Source organism: Delftia tsuruhatensis, from assembly GCF_903815225.1.
In the GTDB taxonomy this organism is placed as follows: Bacteria; Pseudomonadota; Gammaproteobacteria; order Burkholderiales; family Burkholderiaceae_C; genus Comamonas; species Comamonas tsuruhatensis_A.
On sequence record NZ_LR813084.1, the window covers coordinates 2,882,646 to 2,909,488 of the forward strand.

Below are 26,843 nucleotides of genomic sequence, written 5' to 3' on the forward strand. Positions count from 1 at the left end.
TGTGGACGGGAAATGGGTGCTTTCGGACCATGGGGCTGCCTCCAGATATGCCGATTATGGGTGTTTCCAGATGTGATCAGGTTGTCCGGTTGTATGTGCAAGCACGATTTAAGAGGAGCAGGCTATCGCGGTAAAGAGGGCAGAGGCCGGTTGACTGCCTGGATCCAGCGGGCAGGCGCGCTCTGCGCGGCTTGTAGGCTGCGCGCAGGCTATGCTTTTCGGTGTCCGCCTACAAGCCGTGCTGCGGTGCAGGGCGTGCAGGAAGCGGGTGGAGCGGCAGGTCCTCACGCTCGGCCAGGTCGGCCAGCTCGGCGCAGGTTAAAGGGGCGAGGAAGGCGGCCAGGGCCGAGTGCATGGCGGGGCTGCGCATGCTGGCCACGCTGCCGTCGCCCGGCAGCGACGCGGCCGCGCACAGCCGTGCCGCGAAGTGCGGCTCCAGCGCCGCCACGGCCACGGAGCCATCCGCGCAGGGATAGACGCGGTAGCCTGCGTGCGCGCCGCCCACATCGCCATCGGGCTGGGTCAGTCCCCAATGCCAGGGCAGGGCCAGCCATTGCGCGGCCTGGGCCAGGCCCACCTCCTGGAGATGGCCATGGCCCAGGCGCTGGCGCAACAGCCACGCCTTGAGCACGGCTTCGCTGGCCATCAGCGCGCCGGCCATGTCGGCGAACAGGCTGGGTGGCATGGCGCCGCCCTGCACCAGGCCGGCCTCGGCCTGGTAGGTCAGGTCATGGCCCGGGATATCCGCCAGCGCACCGGCGCTGCCCACGATACGCACCAGCGACAGTTGCGGATGGCGCGCGTGCAAAGCCTCCCAGTCCAGCCCGAGTTTGGCCAGCGCGGCAGGGCGGAACGAGGTCAGCAGCATGTCGGTGGCCTCCAGCGCATGATGCAGCGCGGCCTGGCCCTCCTCGGTCTTGAGTTGGGCCTGCCAGACGTCGATGCCCTGGTGCATGTCGGCATAGGCCTTGGGACTGTAGAGCGCCATGGGGTCGGCGCCGGCCGGCCCGGGTGGCCGTGAGGGCTGCTCCAGCTTGCTGCATCGCGCGCCCATGGCGGCGCAGCGCATCAGGGCGGCGGGGCCGGGCAGATTCAGCGCCAGGCTCAGGATGCGTACACCGGAGAGAGGAAGGTCTTCTTCAGGCGATGAGGTGGCGGGAGCGGGATCGTGCATGGGCAGGGTGTCGGACGCTTGGACGCTCCATGATCGCACTGCCGCCCTGGTGTGGCTGGCGCCGACGGGACGGCGAGGGTGCAAAAGCCGCCCGGTGCAAGGCCGCCGGAAATGAAAATGCCGCCAGGGCATGGGAGCGCCGGCGGCATGGCCGCATGCCCGGCCAGGCCGGGCACCTGCGAAGGATCAGACCACCTTGGCGATGGCCTGGCAGACGTAGTCGATGTTCTTGCTGTTGAGCGCGGCCACGCACATGCGGCCCGTGTCCGTGCCGTAGACGCCGAACTCGGTGCGCAGGCGCACCATCTGGTCCTTGCTCAGGCCCGAGTAGCTGAACATGCCGATCTGCGTGGTGATGAAGCCCATGTCCTGCTGCACGCCGGCGGCCTTCAGGCCATCGACCAGCTTCTGGCGCATGGCCTTGATGCGCACGCGCATCTCGCCCAGTTCCTTCTCCCACAGCGCACGCAGCTCGGGGTTGTTCAGCACGGCGGCCACCACGGCGCCGCCGTGCGTGGGCGGGTTAGAGTAGTTGGTGCGGATGACGATCTTGAGCTGGCTCAGCACACGGGCCGCTTCTTCCTTGTCGTTGGCCACCACCGACAGGGCGCCCACACGCTCGCCATAGAGGCTGAAGCTCTTGGAGAACGAGGTCGACACGAAGATGTTCAGGCCGGCGGCCACGAACTTGCCGATCACGGCGCCGTCCTCGGCGATGCCATGGCCGAAGCCCTGGTAGGCCATGTCAAGGAAGGCCACCAGGCCCTTGGCCTTGACGGCAGTGATCACCTGATCCCACTGGGCGGGCGTGATGTCGTAGCCGGTGGGGTTGTGGCAGCAGGCGTGCAGCACCACGATGGTGCCGGCGGCGGCGGCGTTCAGGTCGGCCAGCATGCCTTCGAAGTTCACCTTGCGGTTGGCAGCGTCGTAGTAGGCATAGGTGCCCACCTCGAAGCCGGCGTTGGTGAAGATGGCCTTGTGGTTCTCCCAGCTCGGGTCGGAGATCAGCACCTTGGCGGCGGGGCTGATCCGCTTGAGGAAGTCGGCGCCGATCTTCAGGCCGCCAGTGCCGCCGATGGCCTGCACGGTGGAAACGCGGCCGGACTTGACCACATCGGATTCGGCGCCGAACACCAGGCTCTTGACCGCCGCGTCGTAGGCGGCAATGCCGTCGATGGGCAGGTAGCCGCGTGCCGTTGGCTTGTCCATCATGGCCTTCTCGGCGGCCTGCACGCACTCGAGCAAGGGCAGCTTGCCGTTGTCGTCGAAGTACACGCCCACGCCCAGATTCACCTTGCTGGGATTGGTGTCGGCAGCGAACTGCTCGTTCAGACCCAGGATGGGGTCGCGGGGGGCCATTTCGACGGCGGTAAACAGAGACATGAAACGTCCTTGGGAGATCTTGGGAGGTGGAAAAACTTCGGCTAGCCCCAAGCTACGGTAGGCTTTCGGGTTAACCCATGAATTCTAGCGATCTCGCTGGCCTCCACCCACTTTTGCGAACCCACGTCATGCACGAAGTCTCTGATTCCTCCCCGGCACCTGCGGCCTCCGGCCAGTTCGTGCACTTCGAGGGCTCCCCGTTCCAGCTGTTCCAGCCATATCCGCCCGCCGGCGACCAGCCGGCGGCCATCGAGAAGCTGGTGGAAGGCGTCGAGGACGGAGAAGCCTTCCAGACCCTGCTGGGCGTGACAGGCTCGGGCAAGACCTTCACCATGGCCAACGTGATCGCCCGGCTGGGTCGCCCGGCCATCGTCTTCGCGCCCAACAAGACCCTGGCCGCCCAGCTGTACAGCGAATTCCGGGAGTTCTTTCCGAAGAACTCCGTCGAGTATTTCGTCAGCTACTACGACTACTACCAGCCCGAGGCGTATGTGCCGCAGCGCGACCTGTTCATCGAAAAGGACAGCGCCATCAACGAGCACATCGAACAGATGCGGCTGTCCTGCACCAAGAGCCTCATGGAGCGCCGCGACGTGGTCATCGTGGCCACGGTCTCGGCCATCTACGGCATCGGCGAGCCCGAGAGCTACCACCGCATGATCATGACGCTGCGCACGGGCGATCGCATCAACCAGCGCGACGTCATCGCGCAGCTGATCCGCATGCAGTACCAGCGCAACGACCAGGACTTCAGCCGGGGCAAGTTCCGTGTGCGAGGGGACACCATCGACGTGTTTCCGGCCGAGCACTCCGAGCTGGCCATCCGCATCGAGCTGTTCGATGACGAGGTCGAAAGCCTGCAACTGTTCGATCCGCTCACCGGCCGCGTGCGCCAGAGCATTCCTCGCTTCACCGTCTATCCGAGCAGCCACTACGTCACTCCGCGCGACAAGGTCCTGGCCGCCGTCGAGACCATCAAGCTGGAACTGGCCGAGCGGCTCAAGCAACTGGTGGATGGCGGCAAGCTGGTCGAGGCCCAGCGCCTGGAGCAGCGCACACGCTTCGATCTGGAGATGCTCACCGAGGTCGGTCACTGCAAGGGCATCGAGAACTACACGCGCCACCTTTCGGGCGCGGCCCCTGGCGAGCCCCCCAGCACGCTGACCGACTACCTGCCGCGTGATGCCATCATGTTTCTGGATGAAAGCCACCAGATGATCGGCCAGCTCAACGCCATGTACAGCGGCGACCGCTCGCGCAAGACCACGCTGGTGGAGTATGGCTTTCGGCTTCCTTCGGCGCTGGACAACCGTCCGCTCAAGTTCGAGGAGTTCGAGCGCCGCATGCGCCAGGTCATCTTCGTCTCCGCCACGCCGGCCGATTATGAGAAGACCCATTCGGGCCAGGTCGTGGACCAGGTCGTGCGTCCGACGGGTCTGATCGATCCCGAGATCGAGGTGCGCCCCGCCACCCATCAGGTAGACGATGTGCTGCAGGAGATCCGCCTGCGTGTCGAGCGCGGCGAGCGCGTGCTCATCACCACGCTGACCAAGCGCATGGCCGAGCAGCTCACCGAATACTTGGGCGACAACGGCGTCAAGGTGCGCTACCTGCACTCCGATGTGGACACGGTGGAGCGGGTGGAGATCATCCGGGACCTGCGCCTGGGAGCCTTCGATGTGCTGGTGGGCATCAACCTGCTGCGCGAGGGGCTGGACATCCCCGAAGTCTCCCTGGTCGCCATCCTCGATGCGGACAAGGAAGGCTTTCTGCGCGCCGAGCGCAGTCTGATCCAGACCATAGGGCGTGCGGCGCGCAACCTGCACGGCAAGGCCATCCTTTACGCGGACCGTGTCACGGATTCGATGAAGAAGGCCATCGGCGAGACCGAGCGCCGCCGTGCGAAGCAGATGGCCTTCAACGCAGAAAACGGGATAGAGCCAAAGCAGATTGTCAAGCGGGTGAAAGACCTGATTGATGGTGTCTATAGCGAAAAAAGTGGCAAGGAAGCGGAACGTCTGGAGGCCAGGCAACTCGAACGAGCGCGTGTCGAGGACATGTCCGAGAAGGATGTGGCCAAGGAAATCAAGCGTCTGGAAAAGCAGATGCTCGAACATGCGCGCAGCCTGGAGTTCGAACAGGCGGCGCGGGTGCGCGACCAGCTGGCGCTGCTCAAGGAGCAACTGTTCGGAGGCTCATCCGCACAGGTTTCCTGAGGCGGCGCCCTGTCTGAGGCCCGTTAGCTTCTGTTACCCGACAAATTTGATGGGGAATGTGGTATACTCGGGTTAAACACTCAACAACAACAAACTTCGATGAAAAGAAGGGCTCTGAACCTTTTGAACAGGACGGAGTAAGGGCGGAGACTGTGCCCGGCTCCAGTCAATCGCTGGAGCGGGTGTTTCTGTAACGTACAAGCCTGACTGAAGGAGCTCGTAATGCGTCTCACCACCAAAGGCCGTTTTGCGGTCACTGCAATGATCGACCTGGCCCTGCGCCAGAACAACGGCCCCGTCACGCTGGCTGCCATCAGCCAGCGGCAACAGATTTCGCTGTCGTATCTGGAGCAGCTGTTCGGCAAGCTGCGCCGCCATGAACTGGTCGAGTCCACCCGTGGCCCCGGCGGAGGCTACACGTTGGCCCGCAAGGCCGGCGACATCACCGTGGCCGATATCATCGTCTCCGTGGACGAGCCCATCGACGCCACCCAGTGCGGTGGCAAGGAAAACTGTCTGGGCGAGGCCGGTCGCTGCATGACCCACGAACTGTGGGCCGCGCTGAACCAGCGCATGGTCGAATTCCTGGACTCCGTGACGTTGCAAAAGCTCGTCGACGAGCAACTGGCCAAGGGCATCCAGATCGAGGACAAGCCCGTGGTGCGCCGTGCGATCTCCACGGCCCCCGTGGTCAAGCCCATCCGCGTGAACGCTCCGAACTCGGTGTTCGCGCTGGGCAACGCTTTCGCCAAATCCTGATCGACCGCTGACACCCTGGGACTGGGCGCCGCTGCGCATGGCTGTGTGGCGCGGCGCAGCCCGCCCGGATGGATTCATGGAGTTCATCGCCTTCCCGATTTTTTCCAGCCGGAACCTTCATAAGAGCCAGTCATGGACATGACCCCGCATTTCCCCATCTATCTCGACTATGGTGCAACCACCCCCGTGGATCCACGCGTGGTGGACGCCATGATTCCCTGGTTGCGAGAGCATTTCGGCAATGCGGCATCGCGCAGTCATGCCTGGGGCTGGGAAGCCGAAGAGGCTATCGAGAAGGCCCGGGGGCAGGTGGCGGACCTGATCGGTGCGGACCCGCGTGAGATTGTCTGGACCAGTGGTGCCACCGAATCGATCAATCTGGCCATCAAGGGTGCGGCGCATTTCTATCAAGGCAAGGGCAAGCACCTGATCACGCTCAAGACCGAGCACAAGGCCGTGCTCGACACCATGCGTGAGCTGGAGCGCCAGGGCTTCGAGGTGACCTACATGGATGTGCAGCCCGACGGCCTGCTCGACATCGAGGCTTTCAAGGTCGCGCTTCGTCCAGACACCATCCTGGTCAGCGTGCTGTTCGTGAACAACGAGATCGGCGTGATCCAGGACATCCCGACCATCGGTGCGCTGTGCCGCGAGAAAGGCATCCTGTTCCATGTGGATGCGGCGCAGGCCACCGGCCGCGTCGAGATCGACATGGCCAAGATGCCCATCGATCTCATGAGCATGACCGCGCACAAGACCTATGGTCCCAAGGGCGTGGGTGCGCTGTATGTGCGCCGCAAGCCGCGCGTGCGCCTGGAAGCGCAGATCCACGGTGGTGGTCACGAGCGCGGCATGCGCTCCGGCACCCTGCCAACGCACCAGATCGTAGGCATGGGCGAGGCGTTCCGCATCGCCAAGGAAGAGATGGCCGAGAGCAATGCCAAGGCCCATGCCTTGCAGCAGCGTCTGCTCAACGGCCTCAAGGATCTGGAGCAGGTGTTCATCAACGGCAGCATGGAGCACCGTGTGCCGCAGAATCTGAACATGAGCTTCAACTTCGTGGAAGGCGAGTCGCTGATCATGGGGATCAAGGGCCTGGCGGTGTCGTCGGGCTCGGCCTGCACGTCAGCCAGTCTGGAGCCCAGCTATGTGCTGCGCGCCCTGGGCCGCAGCGACGAGCTGGCGCACAGCAGCCTGCGCATGACCATCGGCCGCTTCACGACCGAGGAAGAGATCGACTACGCGATCAGCACGATCCGCGCCAATGTGGTCAAGCTGCGCGAGCTCAGCCCGCTGTGGGAGATGTACAAAGACGGCATCGATCTCAGCACTATTCAATGGGCGGCACACTAACGTTTGCATGCATCAGGAATCGAAGAGGTAGACATCATGGCTTATTCCGACAAAGTGGTAGACCACTACGAAAACCCCCGCAACGTGGGTTCGTTCGACAAGAATGACGAATCCGTGGGCACCGGCATGGTCGGCGCTCCTGCCTGCGGCGACGTGATGAAGCTGCAGATCAAGGTCAACCCCGAAACCGGCGTCATCGAGGACGCGCGGTTCAAGACCTACGGCTGCGGTTCCGCAATCGCTTCCTCGTCGCTGGTGACGGAGTGGGTCAAGGGCAAGACGCTGGATGAGGCGGCTGCGCTGAAGAACAGCCAGATCGCCGAAGAACTGGCTTTGCCGCCAGTGAAGGTGCACTGCTCCATTCTGGCCGAAGATGCCATCAAGGCGGCCGTGGACGATTACCGTGCCAAGCACACTGCGGTGGTGGCCGCCTGATATGGCGATCTCGCTGACCGATTCCGCGGCCCGCCATGTGAGCCGTTACCTGTCGCGCCGCGGCAAGGGTATCGGCGTGCGCCTGGGCGTCAAGACCACGGGTTGCTCCGGCCTGGCCTACAAGCTGGAGTACGTGGACGAGCAGTCGCCCGAGGACGTGGTCTTCGAGGACCATGGCATCAAGGTGCTGGTCGATCCCAAGAGCCTGGCCTATATCGATGGTACCGAGCTGGACTTCGTGCGCGAGGGCCTGAACGAAGGCTTCAAGTTCCACAACCCCAACGAGCGTGATCGCTGCGGTTGCGGCGAGAGCTTTCGCATCTGACCGGCATCTGCCTGAGGGCCCGCCCCCAAAAGGGGCAGGGCTGCTCACCCGGCCGGCCCCGACTTCTTCTTTCTCCCAAGAGGCCGCCATCGCTTCGGTGCTGGCGGCTTTTTATCGACATGAATCTGCAATCGGACGATTTCGAGCTGTTTGCGCTGCCCCGCCAGTTCGGGCAGGAGCGCAGCACCATTGACGCGCGTTGGAAGGAACTGCAGCGCGAAGCCCATCCCGACCGTTTCGCCTCCCAGGGGGCGGCTGCGCAACGCGTGGCCATGCAATGGTCGGTGCGCATCAACGAAGCCTACCAGCGCCTCAAGGAACCGCTCAGGCGCGCCGCTTATCTGTGCGAGTTGCTGGGCGCACCTGTGCGGGCCGAGGACAACACGGCCATGCCCACGGCCTTTCTGATGCAGCAGATGGAATGGCGCGAGGCGCTGGAAGAGGCTGGCGACGAGGCGGCCCTGGATGCGCTGGACGATGAAGTGCTCCAGGCCAGCAGGCGCATGCTGGCCGAATGCGGTCGCCAGCTGGACGAGCTGCATGATGCGCAGGCGGCCGTGCAGCAGGTCAGAGCCCTCATGTTCGTTGCGCGATTTGCGCAGGAACTCGAACGCCGCCGAGAGCAACTGGGACAATAGTCCGCGACCCGTAGCCCCCACGAGTTCCCATCATTCACAAGGCAGGCCGGCCGGCACGGACCTGCGACTTCCCGAGTATTTCCATGGCGCTTTTGCAGATTTCCGAACCCGGTCAATCTCCCGATCCCCACCAGCGGCGTATTGCCGTGGGCATCGACCTGGGGACAACCCATTCGCTGGTTGCGTCGGTGCGCAATGGCGTGGCCGAATGCCTGCCGGACGACGATGGCCAGGTGCTGCTGCCATCCGTGGTGCGCTATCTGCCCCAGGGGCGGCGTGAGATCGGGCGCGCCGCGCAGGCGGCCCTGTCCACCGATGCCGCCAACACCATCGCTTCGGTCAAGCGCTTCATGGGCCGCACGCTGGCTGACATCGAAGCCCCGGAAAAGCTGCCCTACCGCTTCGCGGACCCACAAGCGGGCCGTGGCGTGATCGGCATCGAGACGGTCGACGGCACCAAGACGGCCGTGGAGGTCAGCGCCGAGATCCTGGCCACACTGCGCTACCGCGCCGAAGACACCTTCAATGATGACATCCATGGTGCCGTCATCACCGTGCCCGCCTATTTCGACGATGCCCAGCGCCAGGCAACCAAGGATGCTGCCAAGCTGGCCGGCATTCATCTGCTGCGCCTGATCAACGAGCCCACGGCGGCCGCCATCGCCTACGGCCTTGACAATGCCTCCGAAGGCGTCTATGCCGTCTATGACCTGGGAGGGGGGACATTCGACATCTCCATCCTCAGGCTGGCACAGGGGGTGTTCGAGGTGGTCTCCACTGGCGGCGATTCGGCCCTGGGCGGCGATGACTACGACGCCGCGTTGGCCGAATGGGTGGCGCAGCAGATTGGAATCGTGCCGCAGACAGCGCAGGACAAGGCGCGTTGGCGCATGGCGGCACGCCTGTGCAAGCAGGCCTTGACCGATGCCCAGACGGCAGAACTGGTTGCCGAACTGTCCACTGGCGCTGTGCATTTTGATGTCAAGCGCAGCGACTTCGATGCCTGCACTGCCCATCTGACGGCACGCTCGCTGTCGGCCGTGCGGCGGGCACTCAAGGATGCGGGCCTGACACGAGACGAGGTGCAGGGCGTGGTGCTGGTGGGCGGATCCACCCGCATGCCCCAGGTGCGCGAGGCCGTGGCTCAGTTCTTCGGCCGCGATCCGCTCGTCAATCTCAATCCCGATGAAGTCGTGGCGCTGGGTGCTGCCATTCAGGCCAACCAGCTCGCCGGCAACAGTTCCGGAGGCGACATGCTGCTGCTCGACGTGATCCCGCTGTCGCTGGGCGTGGAGACCATGGGCGGGCTGGTGGAGCGCATCATCAGCCGCAACGAGACCATCCCCACGGCCCGTGCCCAGGACTTCACCACTTACAAGGATGGGCAGACGGCACTCGCCATCCATGTGGTGCAGGGCGAGCGCGACCTTGTGGCCGACTGCCGCAGCCTGGCACGTTTCGAGCTGCGCGGCATCCCGCCCATGGCCGCAGGAGCCGCGCGCATCCGCGTGACCTTCACCGTCGATGCCGACGGCCTGCTGTCGGTGGGAGCCAAGGAGCAGACCAGTGGTGTCGAGGCCCATATCCACGTCAAACCCTCCTACGGACTGTCGGACGACGAAGTCGCCCGCATGCTGCAAGACGGGTTTGCCACGGCCCAGCAGGACATGCAGGCCCGCGCACTGGTGGAGGCGCGTGTCGATGCTGATCGCATGCTCATGGCCACGCACAGTGCGCTGCAGGCCGACGGCGATGTGCTGACGGGCGAGCAGCGTCTCGCCATCGATGCCCTGGTCGATGCCTTGCGCACGAGCCTGGGTTCCCAGGATGCCGGCGTGATCGAGTCAGCCACCCAGGCGCTTGCCAAGGGCACGGAGGCTTTTGCCGCCGAGCGCATGAACCGCAGCATCCAGCAGGCCCTGGCCGGCAAGAGCGTGCAATCCCTTTCCTGATTTCCGATCCGACCGCAGATCCGTCATGCCCGTTATCAAAATACTTCCCCACGCCGAATACTGTCCCCAGGGTGCCGAAATCGAGGCGCCAGCCGGAACCTCGATCTGCGAGGCCCTGTTGGACAACAACATCAAGATCGAACACGCCTGCGACATGAGTTGCGCGTGCACGACCTGCCACGTCGTCGTCAAGGCAGGCTACAACTCCCTGAACGAGGCCGAGGAGGAGGAGGAGGACCTGCTGGACCGTGCCTGGGGCCTGCAACCGCAGTCGCGCCTGTCCTGCCAGGCCATCCTCGCGCGCGAGGACGTGACCATCGAGATCCCCAAGTACTCGCTCAACCACGCCAAGGAAAACCACTGAAGGCCCGGACATGTCGCGTCAAATCATCCTCGACACTGAAACCACCGGCCTGTCGCCCGAGAACGGTGACCGGCTCATCGAGCTGGGCTGCGTGGAGATGGTCAACCGCAAGCTCACCGGCAACAACCTGCATCTGTATTTCAATGCGGGACGCGACAGCCATCCGGATGCGCTGCGCGTGCACGGAATCACCACCGAGTTCCTCAAGGACAAGCCACGCTTCGAGCAGAAGGTCGAGGAGATCTGGACCTACCTTCAGGGCGCCGAGCTCATCATCCACAATGCGCCGTTCGACCTGGGCTTCCTGAACAAGGAGCTGGAGCTGGCCAATCGCCCGCCGATCCGGCAGTGCGTCTCGGGCGTACTGGACACCCTGGCCATGGCCAAGGAGATGTTCCCCGGCAAGCGCAATTCGCTGGATGCGCTGTGCGATCGCCTGGAGGTGGACAACTCCGGGCGCACGCTGCATGGCGCCTTGCTGGACGCGGAATTGCTGGCCGACGTCTACATCAACCTCACGCGTGGTCAGGAAGCCTTGCTCATGGCGGATGAGCCGGCCGAGTCCGATGGGGGGCTGGTCGTTGCGCAAATGGATCTGAGCACCTTGCGGCTGCGTGTGGTGCAGGCCAACGCGCAGGAACTGGCCGCACATGAGGACGTGCTGGTGCAAATGGACAAATCCAGCGGTGGCAAGACAATTTGGCGCGGCTTTGAAAATCAGTCCCAGAACTTATGACATAATCTAAGTCTTGTCGCAGTAACGACATACGGGTGATTAGCTCAGCGGTAGAGCACTGCCTTCACACGGCAGGGGTCACATGTTCGATCCATGTATCACCCACCAGTTTTTCCAGGAAGCTGGCTTTGCGGCCGGTTTTCTCGGGTGATTAGCTCAGCGGTAGAGCACTGCCTTCACACGGCAGGGGTCACATGTTCGATCCATGTATCACCCACCAGTTTTCCAGGAAACTGGCCTTGCGGTCGGTTTTCTCGGGTGATTAGCTCAGCGGTAGAGCACTGCCTTCACACGGCAGGGGTCACATGTTCGATCCATGTATCACCCACCAGTTTTCCAGGAAGCTGGCTTTGCGGCCGGTTTTCTCGGGTGATTAGCTCAGCGGTAGAGCACTGCCTTCACACGGCAGGGGTCACATGTTCGATCCATGTATCACCCACCAATCAAGCCCTCCAGCATGAAAGTGCTGGAGGGCTTTGTGTTTTGGCAATTGCCCGCTTCCCCGAGGCGGGATGCATGGGCGCTCTCCTTGAGGATGCCGGCTCGCATCGACACTGAGGTGCAAGCCGATAATCGCTGCCACAGTGAGCAACAGGCGGACAACATGAGCGAACAGGTCGATTGCGTGGTGGTGGGGGCGGGCGTCGTGGGACTTGCGGTGGCCAGGGCGCTGGCCTTGCACGGCAGGGAGGTGATGGTGCTGGAGGCGGCCGAGGCCACAGGTGCAGGTACCAGCTCGCGCAACAGCGAGGTCATCCATGCGGGGATCTACTATCCGCAGAATTCCCTGAAGGCGCGTCTGTGCGTCGAAGGCCGGCAGCGGCTGTATGCCTACTGCGACGAGCGCGGCGTCGAGTACCGGCGTTGCGGCAAGCTCATCGTCGCGACGGATGAGGCACAGCGTGGGCAGCTGCAGGCCATTGCACGCAAGGCCGAGGCCAATGGCGTCCATGATCTGCGCTGGCTGGAGCGTGATGGGGCCCGGAGCCTGGAGCCCGCGCTGCAATGCGTGGCGGCCCTGTCTTCACCGAGTACCGGCATCATCGACAGCCATGGGTTGATGCTGGCCCTGCAAGGCGATCTGGAGCACGCGGGTGGCATGGTGGTCTGTCATGCCCAGGTGCAGGAGGCGGCCGCCATGCCGGAAGGTATCTGGCTGCGCACGGAAGACGGCACGGAATTGACGGCCCGCACGCTGGTCAATGCCGCCGGGCTCCAGGCGCCGGCGCTGGCATCGCGCATCCGGGGCTTGCCGCCGCAGTACGTGCCCCGTGCCTACTACGCCAAGGGCAACTATTTCACGCTGACGGGGCGTGCGCCATTCTCGCGACTGATCTACCCGGTTCCCGAGGCGGCGGGTCTGGGCGTGCACCTGACCCTGGACATGGGGGGGCAGGCGAAGTTCGGCCCTGATGTGCAGTGGGTCGATGGCGCGGACGATCTGCGGGTGGATCCGGCGCGTGCAAAAGCCTTCTATGCGGAGATTCGACGCTACTGGCCTGCGCTGCCCGACGCCGCCCTGGAGCCTGGCTACGCGGGAATCCGGCCCAAGATCAGCGGCCCTGGCGAGGTGGCTGCGGATTTCGTCATCCAGGGGCCGCAGGTGCACGGCGTTGCCGGCCTGGTGCAACTGCTGGGCATCGAGTCGCCGGGACTCACCAGCTGTCTCGCGATCGGTGCGCATGTCGTGAACCTGTTGCGTTGACTCGCGGCGCATGGCCGGTCTCGTCTGACACGGCCGTGGCCCCTGCGCTTCCTGGAACCCTGGGAACAATTGGATAAGATGCTTGCATGTGGCAAGGGCCATGCCCATGTTGCGTGACAGGTATCGGGCGACATGATTGCCTGTTCCCGCCCTATTTGTTTTTCCCTCAATAGAAAGGCCCATCATGACGAAATCGATCACTGACACCGTCTCCACCGCCCAAGCCGATCTTGAAAAGCTGGTCAGCGATCTGCGTGGCCTGCTGTCCGCCAAGGAGCTGGACGCCGTGCCGGAAATCCATCTGCTGCGCCAGCGCATCGATGACGGTATGTCGAACGTGCGCGACTCTGCCGTACGCGCCGCGCAGGAGGCCGCTCGCCAGGCCAAGGACGCCGCCTACGCCGCGGACCGTTATGCCCATGATGAACCGTGGCGTGTCGCCGGCGCCGCGCTGGCCGTGGGCGCTCTGCTGGGCTTCATGCTGGGCCGTCGCTGATCGCCGGCAGGCCTGACCGGAAAGGATGCCTGTGAACTGGATTTCCCTTCTGGGTTTGGATGCCTGGGTTGCACGCTGGCGGGCGGCCGTGATCGAGTTGGCGATTGCCGCGGAGGACCGCACGGACCTTGCACGTCTGGAATGGGCGCAGCACCGGCGCAGCATCCAGAACGTGGTGGTGCTGCTGATCGCTCTCGGCGGTCTCAGCGTCGTGGTCATGCTCACGCTCTCCGTGGCGCTGCTGGTGCAGTTCTGGGATACGGAGCACCGTGTGCTCGTGGCCTGGCTGCTGGGCGGTGGCTGGCTTGCCATCTGGGCCTTTGCCCTGTGGCGGCTGATCGCCAGCGTGCGCGGGCTGTCCCGACCCTTCATCCTCACCCGCAACGAGCTGAGCCAGGACTGGCAGGCGTTGAAGAACAGGCTGTGACCATGGTCGATGCTTCCAACGTCTCCCTGTCCCGCAATGGTGCCGTCACCGAGCCAAGGCCCGTGGGCCCGAATGCCGAGTTGTGGTCCACATCTTCCATCGAGCAGCAACGGGTGATGCAGCGCATCGCCCAGCAGCGCGAGCGTATCAAGGCGCGCTCTGCGGCCGTGGCCCAGGCCCGGGCGTTGAGCCGGTCTGCAACCCAGGTGCGGCCTGATGCGCCTTTGCTGGAGCGCATCTCGACGTTTGCGCGGCTGCATCCCGTGGCCGTCGCCCTGGCCGCGGCCGCAGCCATGGTCGTGGGGCCGCGCAAGCTGATGCGTATTGGCTCGACGGTCCTGCCCGTGATTCTGCGCTGGCAACAACGAAGGAGCTGACGGCCCGTCCGCAGCGCCACTTCGTACAGGAAAAGCCCGGCTTGCCGGGCTTTTTCTTGCTTGATGCGCTGGTCAGCGCAGTTGCGCGATGGCTCGTGCGGCTTCGGGAACCAGGGCCGGGCCGCGGTAGATCAGGCCGCTGTAGATCTGGACCACGTCGGCTCCGGCGCGGATCTTGCTGACGGCATCCTCGCCGCTGAGGATGCCTCCGACGCCGATGATGGGGTAGCGGCTACCCAGCGCGGCCCTCAGCTGCCGTATGACCTGGTTGCTGGCTTCGAGCACCGGAGCACCGGACAGGCCGCCGGTTTCCTCCCCATGGGCCAGGCCCTTGACGGCTGCGCGGCTGATGGTGGTGTTGGTGGCGATCACGCCGTCCATGCCATGGCGCTGCAAGGTGGCGGCGATGACGCCGACCTGCTCCTCGTCCAGGTCGGGTGCGATCTTCACGAACACGGGAACGCGCCTGCCATGTTGCGAGGCCAGTTGTTCGCGCCGCTGGGCGATAGCGCCCAGCAGGGCATCCAGTGCTTCATCGCTTTGCAGGGCGCGCAGGTTCTTGGTGTTGGGCGAGCTGATGTTCACCGTCACATAGTCGGCATGCGGGTAGACGCCGTCCAGTGCCTTGAGGTAGTCGCTGGTGGCTTCCTCGATGGGTGTGGTGGCGTTCTTGCCGATGTTCAGGCCCAGCAGCAGGGGCTTGCCCTGGGTGCGCGCCTGCGAGCGCTTGACGTTGCTCAGAAACGCGTCCAGCCCTTCGTTGTTGAACCCCAGGCGGTTGATCAGTGCATTGCGCTCGGGAATGCGGAACATGCGTGGCTTGGGATTGCCAGGTTGGGCGCGCGGTGTCACGGTGCCCACTTCCACGAAGCCGAAACCCATGGCGGCCAGTGCGTCGATGCAGCGGGCATTCTTGTCCAGACCCGCAGCCATACCCACGCGGTTGGGGAAACGGAGGCCGGCGAGCTCGATGGGGTCGTTCACCAGGGGCTGGGCCCAGGCCTGCTGCAAGAGCGTGTTCTGCCCCCTGGCCATCAGGTTCATCGTGAAGTCGTGGGCGGATTCGGGGTCCATGCCGAAGAGAAAGGGACGGGTCAGGGCGTAGGGGATCAGAGACATGGGGATAATCGAAGGATTACCTGGATTTTCCCTCATGACGACCTCTGCTGCCTCTTTTTCCCAAGATGAACTCAAAGCCCTGGTCGGGCAGGCCGCCCTGGCCTATGTGGTGCCCGGCGAAATCGTCGGTGTCGGCACGGGTTCGACCGTCAACAAGTTCATCGATGCGCTGGCCACGATCAAGGACAGTATCCCCGGTGCCGTCTCCAGTTCCGTGGCCAGCACGCAGCGCCTGAAAGCGTTGGGCATCAAGGTGCTGGATGCCAACGAGGTCTCCCGCCTGTCGGTGTACATCGACGGCGCCGACGAGATCGACGGCCGTGGCCACATGGTCAAGGGCGGTGGCGCGGCGCTGACGCGCGAGAAGATCGTGGCGGCACTGGCCGAGCGCTTCGTCTGCATTGCCGATGCCTCCAAGCGCGTCGAGGTGCTGGGGGCCTTTCCCTTGCCCGTGGAGGTGATTCCCATGGCCGCGGGCCAGATCGCCCGCCGCTTCGAGGCACTGGGCGGTCGTGCCGAGATCCGGATGAAGGACGGTGCGCCCCTGGTCACGGACAACGGCCAGCACATCCTCGACGTGCACGGTCTGAAGATTGCCGAGCCGCTGGCCTTCGAATCCGAGGTCAACCAGTGGCCTGGCGTGGTCACCGTGGGGGTGTTCGCACACCAGAAGGCCGCGGTCTGCCTGCTGGGCACACCTGAAGGTGTGCAGACGCTGACCTACTGAGGCCACGGCATCCGCCGCGCCGGCCTGCGCAAGCCCGCAAGGCCGAGTCAGTCCAGGCTCTCGAATGCCATGGCGCCCAAGGTCCAGGCCAGCAGGGCCAGGCCGCCGCAGTACAGGGCCCGAAGATGGGCCTGCACAGGCCGTCGCCGGATGCGCTGAACCAGTAGCACGAGGGCGGCCAGGCCCGCATATCCTGCAAAGAATGCGCCGTTGACCATGTAGAACGCCAGACGGTTGAGGCCATTGCCCAGGCCACCATCGTGCATGAACCACAGCGTGGCCAGGCAGGGCACCACGGCCAGGAGCGAGAGCCTGAAAGGCTCCCGCCAGGATGGCCTGGCGATCAACTGCCATGCGACCAGGGTGGGCAGTCCCAGCAGGACGGCCAGCCTTGCCACCGTCCAGGCCAGATCGGAAATCATGGGCGATGGCCTGGTAGCCGTCCGACTAGAAGGTCAGCCCCGCAGGGTTGTCGCTGGTGCGCGAACCCGGTGCAGGCGTGGACGTGGGGGCTGCCGGGGGCCTGTAGCGGGGCGGCTCTTCGTCCACGGCGGGGGGGCACGGGCTTGGCTGCTGCGGCTTGCGCAGGAGGGGGCGTGGTCAGCGGCTGGGCTGGCGGCCTTTTGTACCGAGGGGGCAGTTGGGAGCTTTGCGGATAGCCGGCGGCATCGAGGTATTGCGTCCATTCGCTGGCTGAGAACCCATCGATGAACTGCTTGCCGATGGTGCCGAACGGCAGGCTGTTCTTGCCGCTGATCTTTTGCAGGGCCGTGGCATCCGCTTCGGTCTGCACCAGGCGCTCGGAAAAAGGAATGCCCCGGGATTGCAGCAACTGGCGGGCGCTGTCGCACGGTGCGCAGTCGGAGGAGGTGTAGAGCGTCACGGGAAAACGGGCGGTGATCTGACGCAGCGAATAGGGCAGGCTGGCATTGCCGTCGGCAGCTCCGGCTGCCTGGACGGCTGGTGCCGCCTGTTGCTGGGCGCTTTGCGCCGGACGGTCCGAGAAGGTGACCTTCCCATCCGGCCCGACGATGCGGTAGACCTGCTGCGCGCCTGCAGGCAGGGCGGTGGCGATCAGGGCAAGGGCAATGCACGGCATCAGTGGGCGCAGGACACCGTGGCGAGGGCTGGAGGAAGACTGCATGGGCGATCTCGGCTTCGGAAAAAGGGTTTCGTGCAGGGCTGCGCAAACGCAGGCTGGGCCTTGTGTGGGTGCAAGCATAGCGTGCCCGTGAACTGCGATGACGTCGGTACGGCACCTTGCAGGCCCGAGGTAAAGGCGCGCTCCAGGAAAAAGCGCCCCGGCGGGGCGCTTGCAAGGTCCGATGGAGCGGAGATCAGGCCTGGGCCATGCCCTGGTGGCGCAGCAGGGCATCGAGCTGGGGCTCGCGTCCGCGAAAGGCCTTGAACGATTCCATCGCCGGACGGGCGCCACCGGCCTCCAGGATGGCCTCGCGGTAGCGGCGGCCGGTTTCCGGGTTGGGCGTGCCGTCGGCCAGCATGGTTTCCTCGAAGGCTGCGTAGGCATCTGCGGAGAGCACCTCGGCCCACTTGTAGCTATAGTAGCCGGCGGCATAGCCTCCGGCAAAGATGTGGCTGAAGGTGTGTGCCGTGCGGCTGTAGGCGGGCGAGGGAAGCACGGCCACCTCGGCGCGCACCCGGGCCAGCAGCGGCATGATGTCGGCCTGGGGGTCGTGTTCGGTGTGCAGCAGCATGTCGAACAGCGCGAACTCGATCTGGCGCAGCGTCTGCATGCCCGACTGGAAGTTCTTGGCCGCGATCATCTTGTCGTAGAGCACGCGTGGCAGTGGCTCGCCCGTGTCCACATGGGCCGTCATGTGCCTGAGCACTTCCCACTCCCAGCAGAAGTTTTCCATGAACTGGCTGGGCAGTTCCACCGCATCCCATTCCACGCCCGCGATGCCGGACACATCGCGCTCGTTGACCTGGGTAAGCATGTGGTGCAGGCCGTGGCCGGTCTCGTGGAACAGCGTGATCACGTCGTCATGCGTGAGCAGGGCGGGCTTGCCGTCGACCCCCGCGGCGAAGTTGCAGACCAGGTGCGCGACCGGTGTCTGCAGCTTATGGTTGTCGGGGCGCAGCCAGCGTGTGCGTACATCATCCATCCAGGCACCACCGCGCTTGCCCGTGCGTGCGGGCTGGTCCAGGTAGAACTGGCCTACCAGCTGCGGGCCCCGGGGTGTGCTGCGCTCGATGCGGTAGAACTCGACGGCTGGATTCCAGACGGGAGCCACGTCACGACGGATGGCCACGTCGAACAGCGTCTCGACGATCTTGAACAGCCCCGCCAGGACCTTGGGGGCCGGGAAGTACTGCTTGACCTCCTGTTCGCTGAAGGCATAGCGCGCTTCCTTGAGCTTCTCGGAAATGTAGGGCCAGTCCCAGGGCTGGGGTTCGGACAGGCCCAGCTCGTCGCGCGCGAAGGCGCGCAGGTCGGCCACGTCCTTTTCTGCGTAGGGGCGGGCGCGGTGGGCCAGGTCACGCAGGAAGTCGATGACCTGCTGCGGTGAATGCGCCATCTTGGGCACCAGGGAGATTTCGCCGAAGTTGCGATAGCCGAGCAGTTGTGCCTCTTCCTTGCGCAGGGCGAGGATCTCGGAGATGTTGGCCGTGTTGTCGAAACGGCGTGCGTCACCCTCGGCCTGGTCGGAGGCGCGCGTCACATAAGCGCGGTAGAGCGTCTCGCGCAGCGTGCTGCTCGTGGCGAACTGCATCACGGGCAGGTAGCAAGGCATCTTCAGCGTGAGCTTGAACCCTTGTCTGCCCTCGGCCTCGGCGGCGGCTCGGGCTGCCTGTTGCACATCCTGAGGCACGCCTTGGAGTTCGTCGGCCGTGGCGTAGTAGGCGAATGCGTCGGTGGCATCCAGTGCGTTCTCGCTGAATTTCTGCGCGAGCTCGGCCGAACGCTCCTGGATCCGGGCAAAGCGCAGCTTGGCCTCGCCCTGCAACTCCGCGCCCGACAGCACGAAGTTGCGCATGGCGTGGTCCCAGGCCGCGCGCTGCTCGATATTGAGCGTTGAGGGATCGATGGCCTTGTATTTTGCGTACAGCCTCTCGTCCGCGCCCAGGCGGGTCCAGAACTCGGTGACCTTTGGCAGCGAGTCGTTGTAGGCGGCGCGCAGCTCCGGCGTGTCGGCCACGCTGTTGAGATGACTGACCGCTCCCCAGGCCGTTCCCAGTTTTTCGGTGGCGACGTCGAGCACGGCAGAGATCGCATCCCAGCGCGCGGGGAAGCTTGCGGCCGTGACGGTCTCCAGGGCCTCGGAGGCCTCGTTCAGCAGGGTCTCGATGGCGGGGCCGACGTCCGCGGGGCGGATGCGATCGAAGAGGGGCAGGTCGGAGGATTCGAGGAGGGGATTGCTCATGCGTGTTAGATGCCGGCGAGTGCATTGAAATCAAGCGGCTCCCCCAGGGATCCGCCCGATGCTTGTCAGCTCCTGGTCAGCCGGCGGCGCGCTCGGCCGCCTCCATGGTGTTGACCAGCAGCATGGTAATCGTCATGGGGCCGACACCGCCGGGCACGGGGGTGATGAAGCCGGCCACTTCCTTGACGCCGTCGAAGTCCACGTCGCCGCAGAGCTTGCCGTCGTCGTTGCGATTCATGCCCACGTCGATGACCACGGCGCCACTCTTGCACATGTCTGCTGTCAGCACGTTGCGCTTTCCCACGGCCGCCACCACGATGTCGGCCTGGCGCGTCATGGCCGCGAGATCGGCCGTGCCGCTGTGGCAGATGGTGACGGTGGCATTGGCGGCCAGCAGCATCATGGCCATGGGCTTGCCGACGATGTTGGAGCGGCCGATGACCACGGCATGCTTGCCGCGCAGGTCCTTCATGCCGATGGACTCCAGCATCTTCATGCAGCCATAGGGGGTGCAGGCCTTGAAGCCGACCTCGCCCACCATCAGCGCACCGGCGCTGGCCACGTGGAAGCCGTCCACATCCTTGAGCGGCGAGATGGTCTCGATCACCTTGTGATCGTCGATATGGCCGGGCAAGGGCAACTGGACCAGAATGCCGTGGATGGACGGGTCGTTGTTCAGCGCCTCGACGCGTGCCAGCAGCTCGGCCTCGGTCATCGAGGCATCGTATTTCTCCAGCACCGAGTGAAAGCCCGCATCCTCGCAGGCCTTGACCTTGTTGCGCACATAGACCTGGGAGGCCGGATTGTCGCCGACCAGGACCACGGCCAGGCCGGGCGTGGTGCCGCGGGCCTTGAGGGCGCTGGCGCGCTGGGCCACTTCGGCTCGCAGTTGGCGGGAGAGGGCGTTGCCGTCGATGAGTTGGGCTGTCATTGCAGTAGATACCAATAAAAAATGCTGCTAGGGCTTGCTGATCAAGCACTAGCAGCTCTTTGTGAAAAAGCGTGGAGCAGTGTCGGTTTATCCGGCGACCGCAGCCTTGGCTGCTGCAGCGGTCTGGCCCTGGCCGAGGGCGATCTTGAGCAGATCGGCCACGGTGTTGGCGTTGAGCTTTTCCATGATGTTGGCGCGGTGTGCCTCCACGGTCTTGATGCTGATGCCCAGATCGTCGGCGATCTGCTTGTTCAGGCGGCCAGCGACAATGCGCTCCAGCACCTGCGCTTCGCGGCTGGTGAGCTTGGCCAGCAGCGCGTCGCGGCTGGCGGCCTGCTGGTGGCCGGCGAAGGCCTCGCGGGCATGGTCCAGCATGCGCTCGACCAGGTTCAGCAGTTCTTCTTCGTTGAAGGGCTTCTGGATGAAGTCCAGCGCGCCCTTCTTCATGGTGTTCACGGCCATGGGCACGTCGCCGTGTCCGGTGATGAAGACGATGGGCAGAGGTGACTTGCGCTCGATCAGGCGGTCCTGCAACTCCAGGCCGGTCATGCCGCCCATGCGGATGTCGACGATCAGGCAGGCGATCTCGCGGGGGTCGTACCGGGACAGAAAGGTCTCGGCGGAGTCGAAGCAGCGAACCCGATAGTCCTTGCCCTCCAGCAACCACTGCAACGAATCACGAACCGCTTCATCGTCATCAACTACGTACACAGTGCCTTTTTTGGGGATCAAGCTCATGCAATCGTCCTCGTTGTGGGTTCAATGGTCGCTGCCGGCGTTGTCGCGTCGCCCGGCGGGGCCAGCGGTAGCCAGAATGAGAACCGGCAACCGACAACCTCGGAACCATTGTAGAGGTTCTCGGCACGCATACGGCCCTGGTGGGACTCGACAATGCTGCGGCACAGGTTCAGGCCCATGCCCATGCCTTCGCTCTTGGTGGTGAAGAAGGCCTCGAACAGGCGCTCCAGCACTTCGGGTGGCAGCCCCTTGCCGGTGTCCTGCACGTTGAACTCGATGACGCGCTGGTCCTCGATGGTGCGCGGCACGACGCGCAGTTCCACGTTGCGCTGGTGGCTGGGCCGGCCCGACTGCTCGATGGACTCGGCGCCGTTCTTCATGAGGTTGACCAGCACCTGCTCGATGAGGATGGTGTCGGCCATGACCGGCGGCATGCGCTCGGCCACGTGGTAGGTCAGCTGGACGTTGCGCCTGCGCAGCTCGATGCCGGCCAGCTCAACGGCCTCGCTGACCATGTCGGTGACCTGGGCCAGCGTGCGGTTGGGCTCGCTGCGCTTGACGAAGGAGCGTATGCGCAAAATGATTTGGCCGGCGCGCTGCGCCTGGTGGGCGGTCTTCTCCAAAGCGAACTTCATCTGCTCCTCGGTCAGCGAGCCCTTTTCCAGGCGCGTGAGCATGCCGCTGCAATAGTTGCTGATGGCGGTCAGCGGCTGGTTCAGTTCATGGGCCACGCTGGAGGCCATCTCTCCCATGGTGATCAGGCGGCTGACGGACTGGGCGTGCTCTGCCTGACGCGCGGCCTGTTCCTCGGCCAGGCGGCGCGGCGTGATGTCGGTGGCGATCACCATCTGCGCCAGGCGGCCGTCCACCCAGCTCAGGTAGCGCGAGCGCACTTCCAGCCACTTGCCCAGCTCGGGCAGGTAGATCTCGGCGTTTTCGCTGCGCGCGCTGGTCAGCGAATCGGTGGGCAGGCCCATGAGTCCGTCCTCGTCGTCCATGCCCTGGGGCTGTGAGCGCACGGGCAGCACGCCTGCCTGCGCCACCAGTTGCAGATGGCCATCGGTCTGCGAACCGAACCACTGGCGGTACAGCTTGTTGGCGAACAGCAGCTCGGCGCTGCCCAGCGGCGCCACCGACACCGAGGCGTCCAGCGCCTCCAGCACAATGGTGAAGCGCTCGTAGGAGGCCGACAGTTGTTCGCGGATGCGGTTGGGTTCGGTGATGTCGGTCATGGACGACATCCAGCCCGTGTGCTGCCCATGGGCGTCAATCAGCGGAGATACGTACAGGCGGGCATCGAACTGCGTGCCGTTCTTGCGCTGCACGCGCACCTGGAAACCTCCGACGATGGTCTTGCCCGACAACTCCTCGCGCAGCTTGGAGTGGAGGTTGTCGTAGTCGTTGTCCGGCCAGTAGGAGTAGGGGGGCATCTGGCCGACCAGCTCTGATTCGCTCCAGCCCGTCATCTGGCAGAAGGCCGCGTTCACATAGGTGATGCGGCCCTGCAGGTCGAGGGCGCGCATGCCGGTAAGCACGGAGTTTTCCATCGCACGGCGGAAGTTGGTCTCGGCGACCAGCGCTTCCTGGGCCCGCTGGCGGCGGCGTGTGTGGCGCCAGGTGGCCAGCAGCAGCCAGGCCGTCATCGCACTGAGTGTGCCCACCAGCCAGAACAGGCCGCTGCCGACCACGCCCAGCGACGTGCGGTAGGCCTGGGCACGCAGCACCAGACTGTTGCCCACAGGTGCGACGGGGGCCTCATCCTCGTTGGCGACGGTGCGCCAGCGCAGCAGGTCGGTGGCGCTCTGCTTGCGCGGTGTCAGCGGCGTACCTGCCAGCACCTGGCCTCGGCTGTCCAGCATGGTCATGGCGTAGCGGGCCATGATCTCGGTGGGTGTGCCATAGCGCAGCAGGCTGTCGATGGAGTACTCGCCCAGCAGTTCGCCGATGTAGCGGCCGTCCTGGGCCAGTGGGACATGCAGCTGCAGCAGCGGCGCCGCCTCTCCCTTGTGTGCCAGGCCCTGCACATAGATGGGCTGCTGCATCTCGCGTGCGAGCTGGTAGGCCTCCAGCGCGTCGCCGGCGCGCAGGACTTCGCGCGGTATGCGCAACTGCTCGCTGCTGACCGTGGGGGCCGACTGGCTGGCCAGGATGCGCCGCTGGGCATCTATCCAGGTGACGGACTGCAGCTCGGGGTACTGGCTGATCAGCGCTTCCGCGCGGCTGGCGAAGTCCGACTCGGTCAGTTCATGGTTGCCGATGTCGCGCGCCATGCGCATCAGCTGCTCCTGGCGTTCCAGCAGGCGCAGGCGCACGCGCTGCTGGGCGTATTCCACGTCGCGGTGCAGCGCCTCCTTTTCGCGGTCTATCTCCTCCATGCGCAGATACCAGAACGACGCCACGATGGCCGCCATGAACATCAGCACGGCGGCCAGCGGCGCCAGCGCCGCGAAACGGTCCTGCCGGGTAGGCGAGAGACTGCGCCACCAACTGCGCCACCAGCGCACAGGTGCGGCCACGCCAGCCAGGGAGGAGGGGCTGTGCGTGCCGTGCTCGGAAGGGGAGGTTTGCATGCGTTCAGTGTAGGGGAGAGTCTGACTGTTTTCAGGGGATTATTGCCGTCGTCCTGGCGACGTTTTCCGGGTGCTTCACTGTATGTGCGTTTGCAGCAAAATTTCAAATCATGAAATCAAAAAGCACCATTTGAAATTCAAAAAAAGTATGCGACACTCGCCGAGCATTGAGGCAGTGAATCGGTATTTTCAAGTTCGCCAGACAGGGTCTGTGCCGCGCAAGGCGTGGTGAGCAACCCGCCTGCGATGGCGCGCTCGGCCGCTCACTGGTTCGACCCTAAGACGCTACCTTCTGCAAGGAGACATTCCCATGACAGCTCAGACTGACCCGCAAGGCAATGCAGGCGTTCCCGCCGGCCTGGACCAACAAGAATCGCGCGAATGGATGGACGCCCTGTCGGCCGTCATCGACCGTGAAGGCGCCGAATACGCCCACCAACTGATCGAAGGCCTGCTGGAGCACGCACGCCAGAACAGCGTGGACATGCCGTTCTCGGCCAATACCGGCTATGTGAACACCATCGAGTCCGAGCAGGAGGCGCGTTGTCCCGGCAACCTGGAGATCGAAGGTCGCCTGCGTGCCTACATGCGCTGGAACGCCATGGCCATGGTGGTCAAGGCCAACCGCCTGCACCCGCCCGAAGGTGGCGACCTGGGCGGCCACATCGGCTCCTTCGCCTCGCTGGCCAACATGTTCGCGGCCGGCTTCAACCATTTCTGGCATGCCGAGAATGAAAACCATGGCGGCGATTGCCTGTACATCCAGGGCCATGTCTCGCCCGGCATCTATGCACGTGCCTACCTGGAAGGCCGCATCTCCGAGGAGCAACTGCTGAACTTCCGGCAGGAGGTGGATGGCAAGGGCCTGTCCAGCTATCCGCACCCCAAGCTCATGCCCGAGTTCTGGCAGTTCCCCACGGTATCCATGGGCCTGGGCCCGCTGATGGCCATCTACCAGGCACGTTTCCTGAAGTACCTGCATGCCCGTGGCATCGCCAACACCGAGAACCGCAAGGTCTGGGTGTTCTGCGGCGACGGTGAAATGGACGAGGTGGAATCGCTGGGCGCGATCTCGCTGGCCGCCCGCGAGAAGCTGGACAACCTGATCTTCGTGATCAACTGCAACCTGCAGCGCCTGGATGGCCCGGTGCGCGGCAACGGCAAGATCATCCAGGAACTCGAAGGCGAATTCCGCGGCTCGGGCTGGAACGTGATCAAGCTGCTGTGGGGCAAGGGCTGGGACGAGCTGCTGGCCAAGGACAAGGACGGCGTGCTCAAGAAGATCATGATGGAGTGCAACGACGGCGACTACCAGTCGTTCAAGGCCAATGACGGCGCCTACGTCCGCCAGCACTTCTTCGGCCGCGATCCGCGCGCGCTGAAGATGGTCGAGCACATGAGCGACGACGAGATCTGGAACCTGCGCCGCGGTGGCCACGATTCGCAGAAGGTCTACGCGGCCTTCCATGCGGCCAACGAGCACAAGGGTCAGCCCACCGTGCTGCTGGTCAAGACCGTCAAGGGCTTCGGCATGGGCAAGATCGGCGAGGGCAAGAACACCGTGCACCAGACCAAGAAGCTGGGCGACGAGGACATCAAGGCCTTCCGCGACCGTTTCAACATCCCGATCCCCGACAGCCAGATCGCCGACCTGCCGTTCTACAAGCCGGCCGACGACACGCCCGAGATGCGCTATCTGCACGAGCGCCGCAAGGCCCTTGGCGGCTATCTGCCGCACCGCCGCGTCAAGGCCAGCGAGCAGTTCACCGCGCCCGCGCTGGATACCTTCAAGGCCATCCTCGATCCCACGCCCGAAGGACGCGAGATCTCGACCACGCAGGCCTATGTGCGCTTCCTGACGCAGCTGCTGCGCGACAAGGAAATCGGCCCCCGCGTCGTCCCCATCCTGGTGGACGAGGCCCGTACCTTCGGCATGGAAGGCCTGTTCCGCCAGATCGGCATCTACAACCCCGCTGGCCAGCAGTACACCCCGGTCGACAAGGACCAGGTCATGTACTACCGCGAGGACAAGGCCGGCCAGATCCTGCAGGAGGGCATCAACGAAGCCGGCGGCATGAGCAGCTGGATCGCGGCGGCCACGAGCTACAGCACGAGCAACCGGATCATGATCCCGTTCTACGTGTACTACTCGATGTTCGGCTTCCAGCGCATCGGTGACCTGGCCTGGGCGGCCGGCGACATGCAGGCTCGCGGTTTCCTGCTGGGCGGCACCTCGGGCCGCACCACGCTCAATGGAGAAGGCCTGCAGCATGAGGACGGTCACAGCCACATCCTGGCCAACACCATCCCCAACTGCGTCAGCTACGACCCGACCTTCGCCCACGAAGTCGCCGTGATCATGCAGGACGGCCTGCGCCGCATGGTGCAGGAGCAGGAAAACGTCTTCTACTACATCACCCTGCTCAACGAGAACTACGCCATGCCCGGCCTGACGCCCGGCACCGAGCAGCAGATCATCAAGGGCATGTACCTGTGCAAGCCCGGCCAGAAGGTGCCCGAGAGCGGCCTGCGCGTGCAACTGCTGGGTTCTGGCACCATCCTGCGCGAATCCTTCTTCGCCCAGGAGCTGCTGCTGGCCGACTGGGGCATTGCCGCCGACGTATGGAGCTGCCCGAGCTTCAACGAGCTTACGCGTGACGGCCAGGAAGCCGACCGCTGGAACCTGCTGCATCCGCTGGAAACCCAGAAGGTGCCCTTCGTCACGCAGCAGCTGCAGTCGCACAATGGTCCGGTGATCGCCTCGACCGACTACATGAAGGCCTACGCCGAGCAGATCCGTCCCTTCATGCCCAAGGGCCGTACCTACAAGGTGCTGGGCACCGACGGCTTCGGTCGCTCGGACTTCCGCCGCAAGCTGCGCGAACACTTCGAGGTGGATCGCCACTACATCGTGGTCGCCGCGCTGCGCGCGTTGGCCGAAGAAGGCAAGATCAACGCCACCACCGTGGCCGAAGCGATCTCCAAGTACGGCATCAAGGCCGACAAGATCAACCCGCTGCACGCCTGAGAAC

24 protein-coding genes and 4 tRNA genes are annotated in these 26,843 nt (G+C 64.5%); 19 read left to right on the top strand and 9 right to left on the bottom strand.

Annotated features, from left to right (window positions below; translation table 11 throughout):
• Window positions 1–229: 229 nt before the first annotated feature.
• Complete coding sequence (locus tag L1Z78_RS13090; protein ID WP_234641916.1) at window positions 230–1,174, bottom strand: CoA transferase; 945 nt, start codon at window positions 1,172–1,174, stop codon at window positions 230–232.
• A 186-nt stretch (window positions 1,175–1,360) separates the two neighbouring features.
• The gene (locus tag L1Z78_RS13095) at window positions 1,361–2,557 is read right to left on the bottom strand and encodes an amino acid aminotransferase (RefSeq protein ID WP_234641917.1); all 1,197 of its coding nucleotides are present in this window, start codon (window positions 2,555–2,557) and stop codon (window positions 1,361–1,363) included.
• 128 nt (window positions 2,558–2,685) lie between these two features.
• Between L1Z78_RS13095 and uvrB the strand changes: the two genes are divergently transcribed.
• The 17 genes from uvrB (at window position 2,686) to L1Z78_RS13180 (ending at window position 14,340) form a co-directional block, all read left to right on the top strand.
• Window positions 2,686–4,773 (top strand): excinuclease ABC subunit UvrB, encoded by a 2,088-nt coding sequence (gene uvrB, locus L1Z78_RS13100; protein ID WP_234641918.1) that lies wholly within the window; start codon window positions 2,686–2,688, stop codon window positions 4,771–4,773.
• Between the two features lie 222 nt (window positions 4,774–4,995).
• On the top strand, window positions 4,996–5,532 hold the full coding sequence (gene iscR, locus L1Z78_RS13105; RefSeq protein WP_012205825.1) for a Fe-S cluster assembly transcriptional regulator IscR: 537 nt from the start codon (window positions 4,996–4,998) through the stop codon (window positions 5,530–5,532).
• Between the two features lie 132 nt (window positions 5,533–5,664).
• A complete protein-coding gene (locus tag L1Z78_RS13110; protein WP_234641919.1) occupies window positions 5,665–6,885 on the top strand; it encodes an IscS subfamily cysteine desulfurase in 1,221 nt (406 codons plus the stop codon).
• 36 nt (window positions 6,886–6,921) lie between these two features.
• Window positions 6,922–7,320 (top strand): Fe-S cluster assembly scaffold IscU, encoded by a 399-nt coding sequence (gene iscU, locus L1Z78_RS13115; RefSeq protein WP_234641920.1) that lies wholly within the window; start codon window positions 6,922–6,924, stop codon window positions 7,318–7,320.
• Between the two features lies 1 nt (window position 7,321).
• Window positions 7,322–7,645, top strand: a complete 324-nt coding sequence (gene iscA, locus L1Z78_RS13120; protein WP_234641921.1) for an iron-sulfur cluster assembly protein IscA — start codon at window positions 7,322–7,324, stop codon at window positions 7,643–7,645.
• A 119-nt stretch (window positions 7,646–7,764) separates the two neighbouring features.
• Window positions 7,765–8,283 carry a Fe-S protein assembly co-chaperone HscB gene (gene hscB / locus L1Z78_RS13125; protein ID WP_234641922.1) on the top strand — a complete coding sequence of 173 codons (519 nt, stop codon included), beginning with the start codon at window positions 7,765–7,767 and terminating at the stop codon, window positions 8,281–8,283.
• Between the two features lie 83 nt (window positions 8,284–8,366).
• Entirely contained in the window at window positions 8,367–10,235 is a 1,869-nt protein-coding gene (hscA, locus tag L1Z78_RS13130) for a Fe-S protein assembly chaperone HscA (protein ID WP_234641923.1), read from the top strand.
• Window positions 10,236–10,260: 25 nt separating this feature from the next.
• Complete coding sequence (fdx, locus tag L1Z78_RS13135; protein ID WP_013802212.1) at window positions 10,261–10,599, top strand: ISC system 2Fe-2S type ferredoxin; 339 nt, start codon at window positions 10,261–10,263, stop codon at window positions 10,597–10,599.
• A 10-nt stretch (window positions 10,600–10,609) separates the two neighbouring features.
• Window positions 10,610–11,335, top strand: a complete 726-nt coding sequence (dnaQ, locus tag L1Z78_RS13140) for a DNA polymerase III subunit epsilon (protein ID WP_234641924.1) — start codon at window positions 10,610–10,612, stop codon at window positions 11,333–11,335.
• Window positions 11,336–11,368: 33 nt separating this feature from the next.
• A tRNA-Val gene (locus L1Z78_RS13145) sits at window positions 11,369–11,443 on the top strand.
• Window positions 11,444–11,480: 37 nt separating this feature from the next.
• Window positions 11,481–11,555: transfer RNA gene (locus L1Z78_RS13150), tRNA-Val, on the top strand.
• A gap of 36 nt (window positions 11,556–11,591) precedes the next feature.
• Window positions 11,592–11,666: transfer RNA gene (locus tag L1Z78_RS13155), tRNA-Val, on the top strand.
• A gap of 36 nt (window positions 11,667–11,702) precedes the next feature.
• Window positions 11,703–11,777 (top strand) — tRNA-Val (locus L1Z78_RS13160).
• 162 nt (window positions 11,778–11,939) lie between these two features.
• Window positions 11,940–13,040, top strand: a complete 1,101-nt coding sequence (locus tag L1Z78_RS13165; protein ID WP_234641925.1) for an NAD(P)/FAD-dependent oxidoreductase — start codon at window positions 11,940–11,942, stop codon at window positions 13,038–13,040.
• Between the two features lie 184 nt (window positions 13,041–13,224).
• A complete protein-coding gene (locus L1Z78_RS13170) occupies window positions 13,225–13,536 on the top strand; it encodes a DUF883 domain-containing protein (RefSeq protein WP_234641926.1) in 312 nt (103 codons plus the stop codon).
• A gap of 25 nt (window positions 13,537–13,561) precedes the next feature.
• The gene (locus L1Z78_RS13175) at window positions 13,562–13,963 is read left to right on the top strand and encodes a phage holin family protein (protein ID WP_234641927.1); all 402 of its coding nucleotides are present in this window, start codon (window positions 13,562–13,564) and stop codon (window positions 13,961–13,963) included.
• Window positions 13,964–13,965: 2 nt separating this feature from the next.
• A complete protein-coding gene (locus L1Z78_RS13180) occupies window positions 13,966–14,340 on the top strand; it encodes a hypothetical protein (protein WP_234641928.1) in 375 nt (124 codons plus the stop codon).
• 72 nt (window positions 14,341–14,412) lie between these two features.
• On the opposite strand, the gene L1Z78_RS13185 is transcribed toward L1Z78_RS13180, so the two are convergent.
• Window positions 14,413–15,459, bottom strand: a complete 1,047-nt coding sequence (locus L1Z78_RS13185) for a quinone-dependent dihydroorotate dehydrogenase (RefSeq protein WP_234641929.1) — start codon at window positions 15,457–15,459, stop codon at window positions 14,413–14,415.
• Between the two features lie 34 nt (window positions 15,460–15,493).
• On the opposite strand from L1Z78_RS13185, the gene rpiA reads away from it, so the two are divergent.
• The gene (gene rpiA / locus L1Z78_RS13190; RefSeq protein ID WP_234641930.1) at window positions 15,494–16,186 is read left to right on the top strand and encodes a ribose-5-phosphate isomerase RpiA; all 693 of its coding nucleotides are present in this window, start codon (window positions 15,494–15,496) and stop codon (window positions 16,184–16,186) included.
• A 47-nt stretch (window positions 16,187–16,233) separates the two neighbouring features.
• Here rpiA and L1Z78_RS13195 read toward each other — a convergent pair whose 3' ends face one another.
• The 6 genes from L1Z78_RS13195 to L1Z78_RS13220 all read right to left on the bottom strand — a co-directional run bounded on the left by L1Z78_RS13195 (window position 16,234) and on the right by L1Z78_RS13220 (window position 23,811).
• Window positions 16,234–16,608: a hypothetical protein gene (locus tag L1Z78_RS13195; RefSeq protein ID WP_234641931.1), complete on the bottom strand. Its 375-nt coding sequence runs from the start codon at window positions 16,606–16,608 to the stop codon at window positions 16,234–16,236.
• Window positions 16,605–17,330 (bottom strand): glutaredoxin domain-containing protein, encoded by a 726-nt coding sequence (locus L1Z78_RS13200; protein ID WP_326491978.1) that lies wholly within the window; start codon window positions 17,328–17,330, stop codon window positions 16,605–16,607. The genes L1Z78_RS13195 and L1Z78_RS13200 overlap by 4 nt, the downstream gene beginning before the upstream one ends.
• A 193-nt stretch (window positions 17,331–17,523) precedes the next feature.
• Window positions 17,524–19,572, bottom strand: coding sequence for a M3 family metallopeptidase (locus L1Z78_RS13205; RefSeq protein WP_234641932.1), 2,049 nt, complete (start codon window positions 19,570–19,572; stop codon window positions 17,524–17,526).
• A 76-nt stretch (window positions 19,573–19,648) separates the two neighbouring features.
• The gene (gene folD, locus L1Z78_RS13210) at window positions 19,649–20,503 is read right to left on the bottom strand and encodes a bifunctional methylenetetrahydrofolate dehydrogenase/methenyltetrahydrofolate cyclohydrolase FolD (RefSeq protein WP_234641933.1); all 855 of its coding nucleotides are present in this window, start codon (window positions 20,501–20,503) and stop codon (window positions 19,649–19,651) included.
• 87 nt (window positions 20,504–20,590) lie between these two features.
• Window positions 20,591–21,241, bottom strand: coding sequence for a response regulator transcription factor (locus L1Z78_RS13215; RefSeq protein ID WP_012205807.1), 651 nt, complete (start codon window positions 21,239–21,241; stop codon window positions 20,591–20,593).
• Window positions 21,238–23,811: a PAS domain-containing sensor histidine kinase gene (locus tag L1Z78_RS13220; protein ID WP_234641934.1), complete on the bottom strand. Its 2,574-nt coding sequence runs from the start codon at window positions 23,809–23,811 to the stop codon at window positions 21,238–21,240. Before L1Z78_RS13220 ends, L1Z78_RS13215 begins: the two co-directional genes overlap by 4 nt.
• A gap of 310 nt (window positions 23,812–24,121) precedes the next feature.
• On the opposite strand from L1Z78_RS13220, the gene aceE reads away from it, so the two are divergent.
• Window positions 24,122–26,839, top strand: coding sequence for a pyruvate dehydrogenase (acetyl-transferring), homodimeric type (gene aceE / locus L1Z78_RS13225; protein ID WP_234641935.1), 2,718 nt, complete (start codon window positions 24,122–24,124; stop codon window positions 26,837–26,839).
• Window positions 26,840–26,843: the final 4 nt, after the last annotated feature.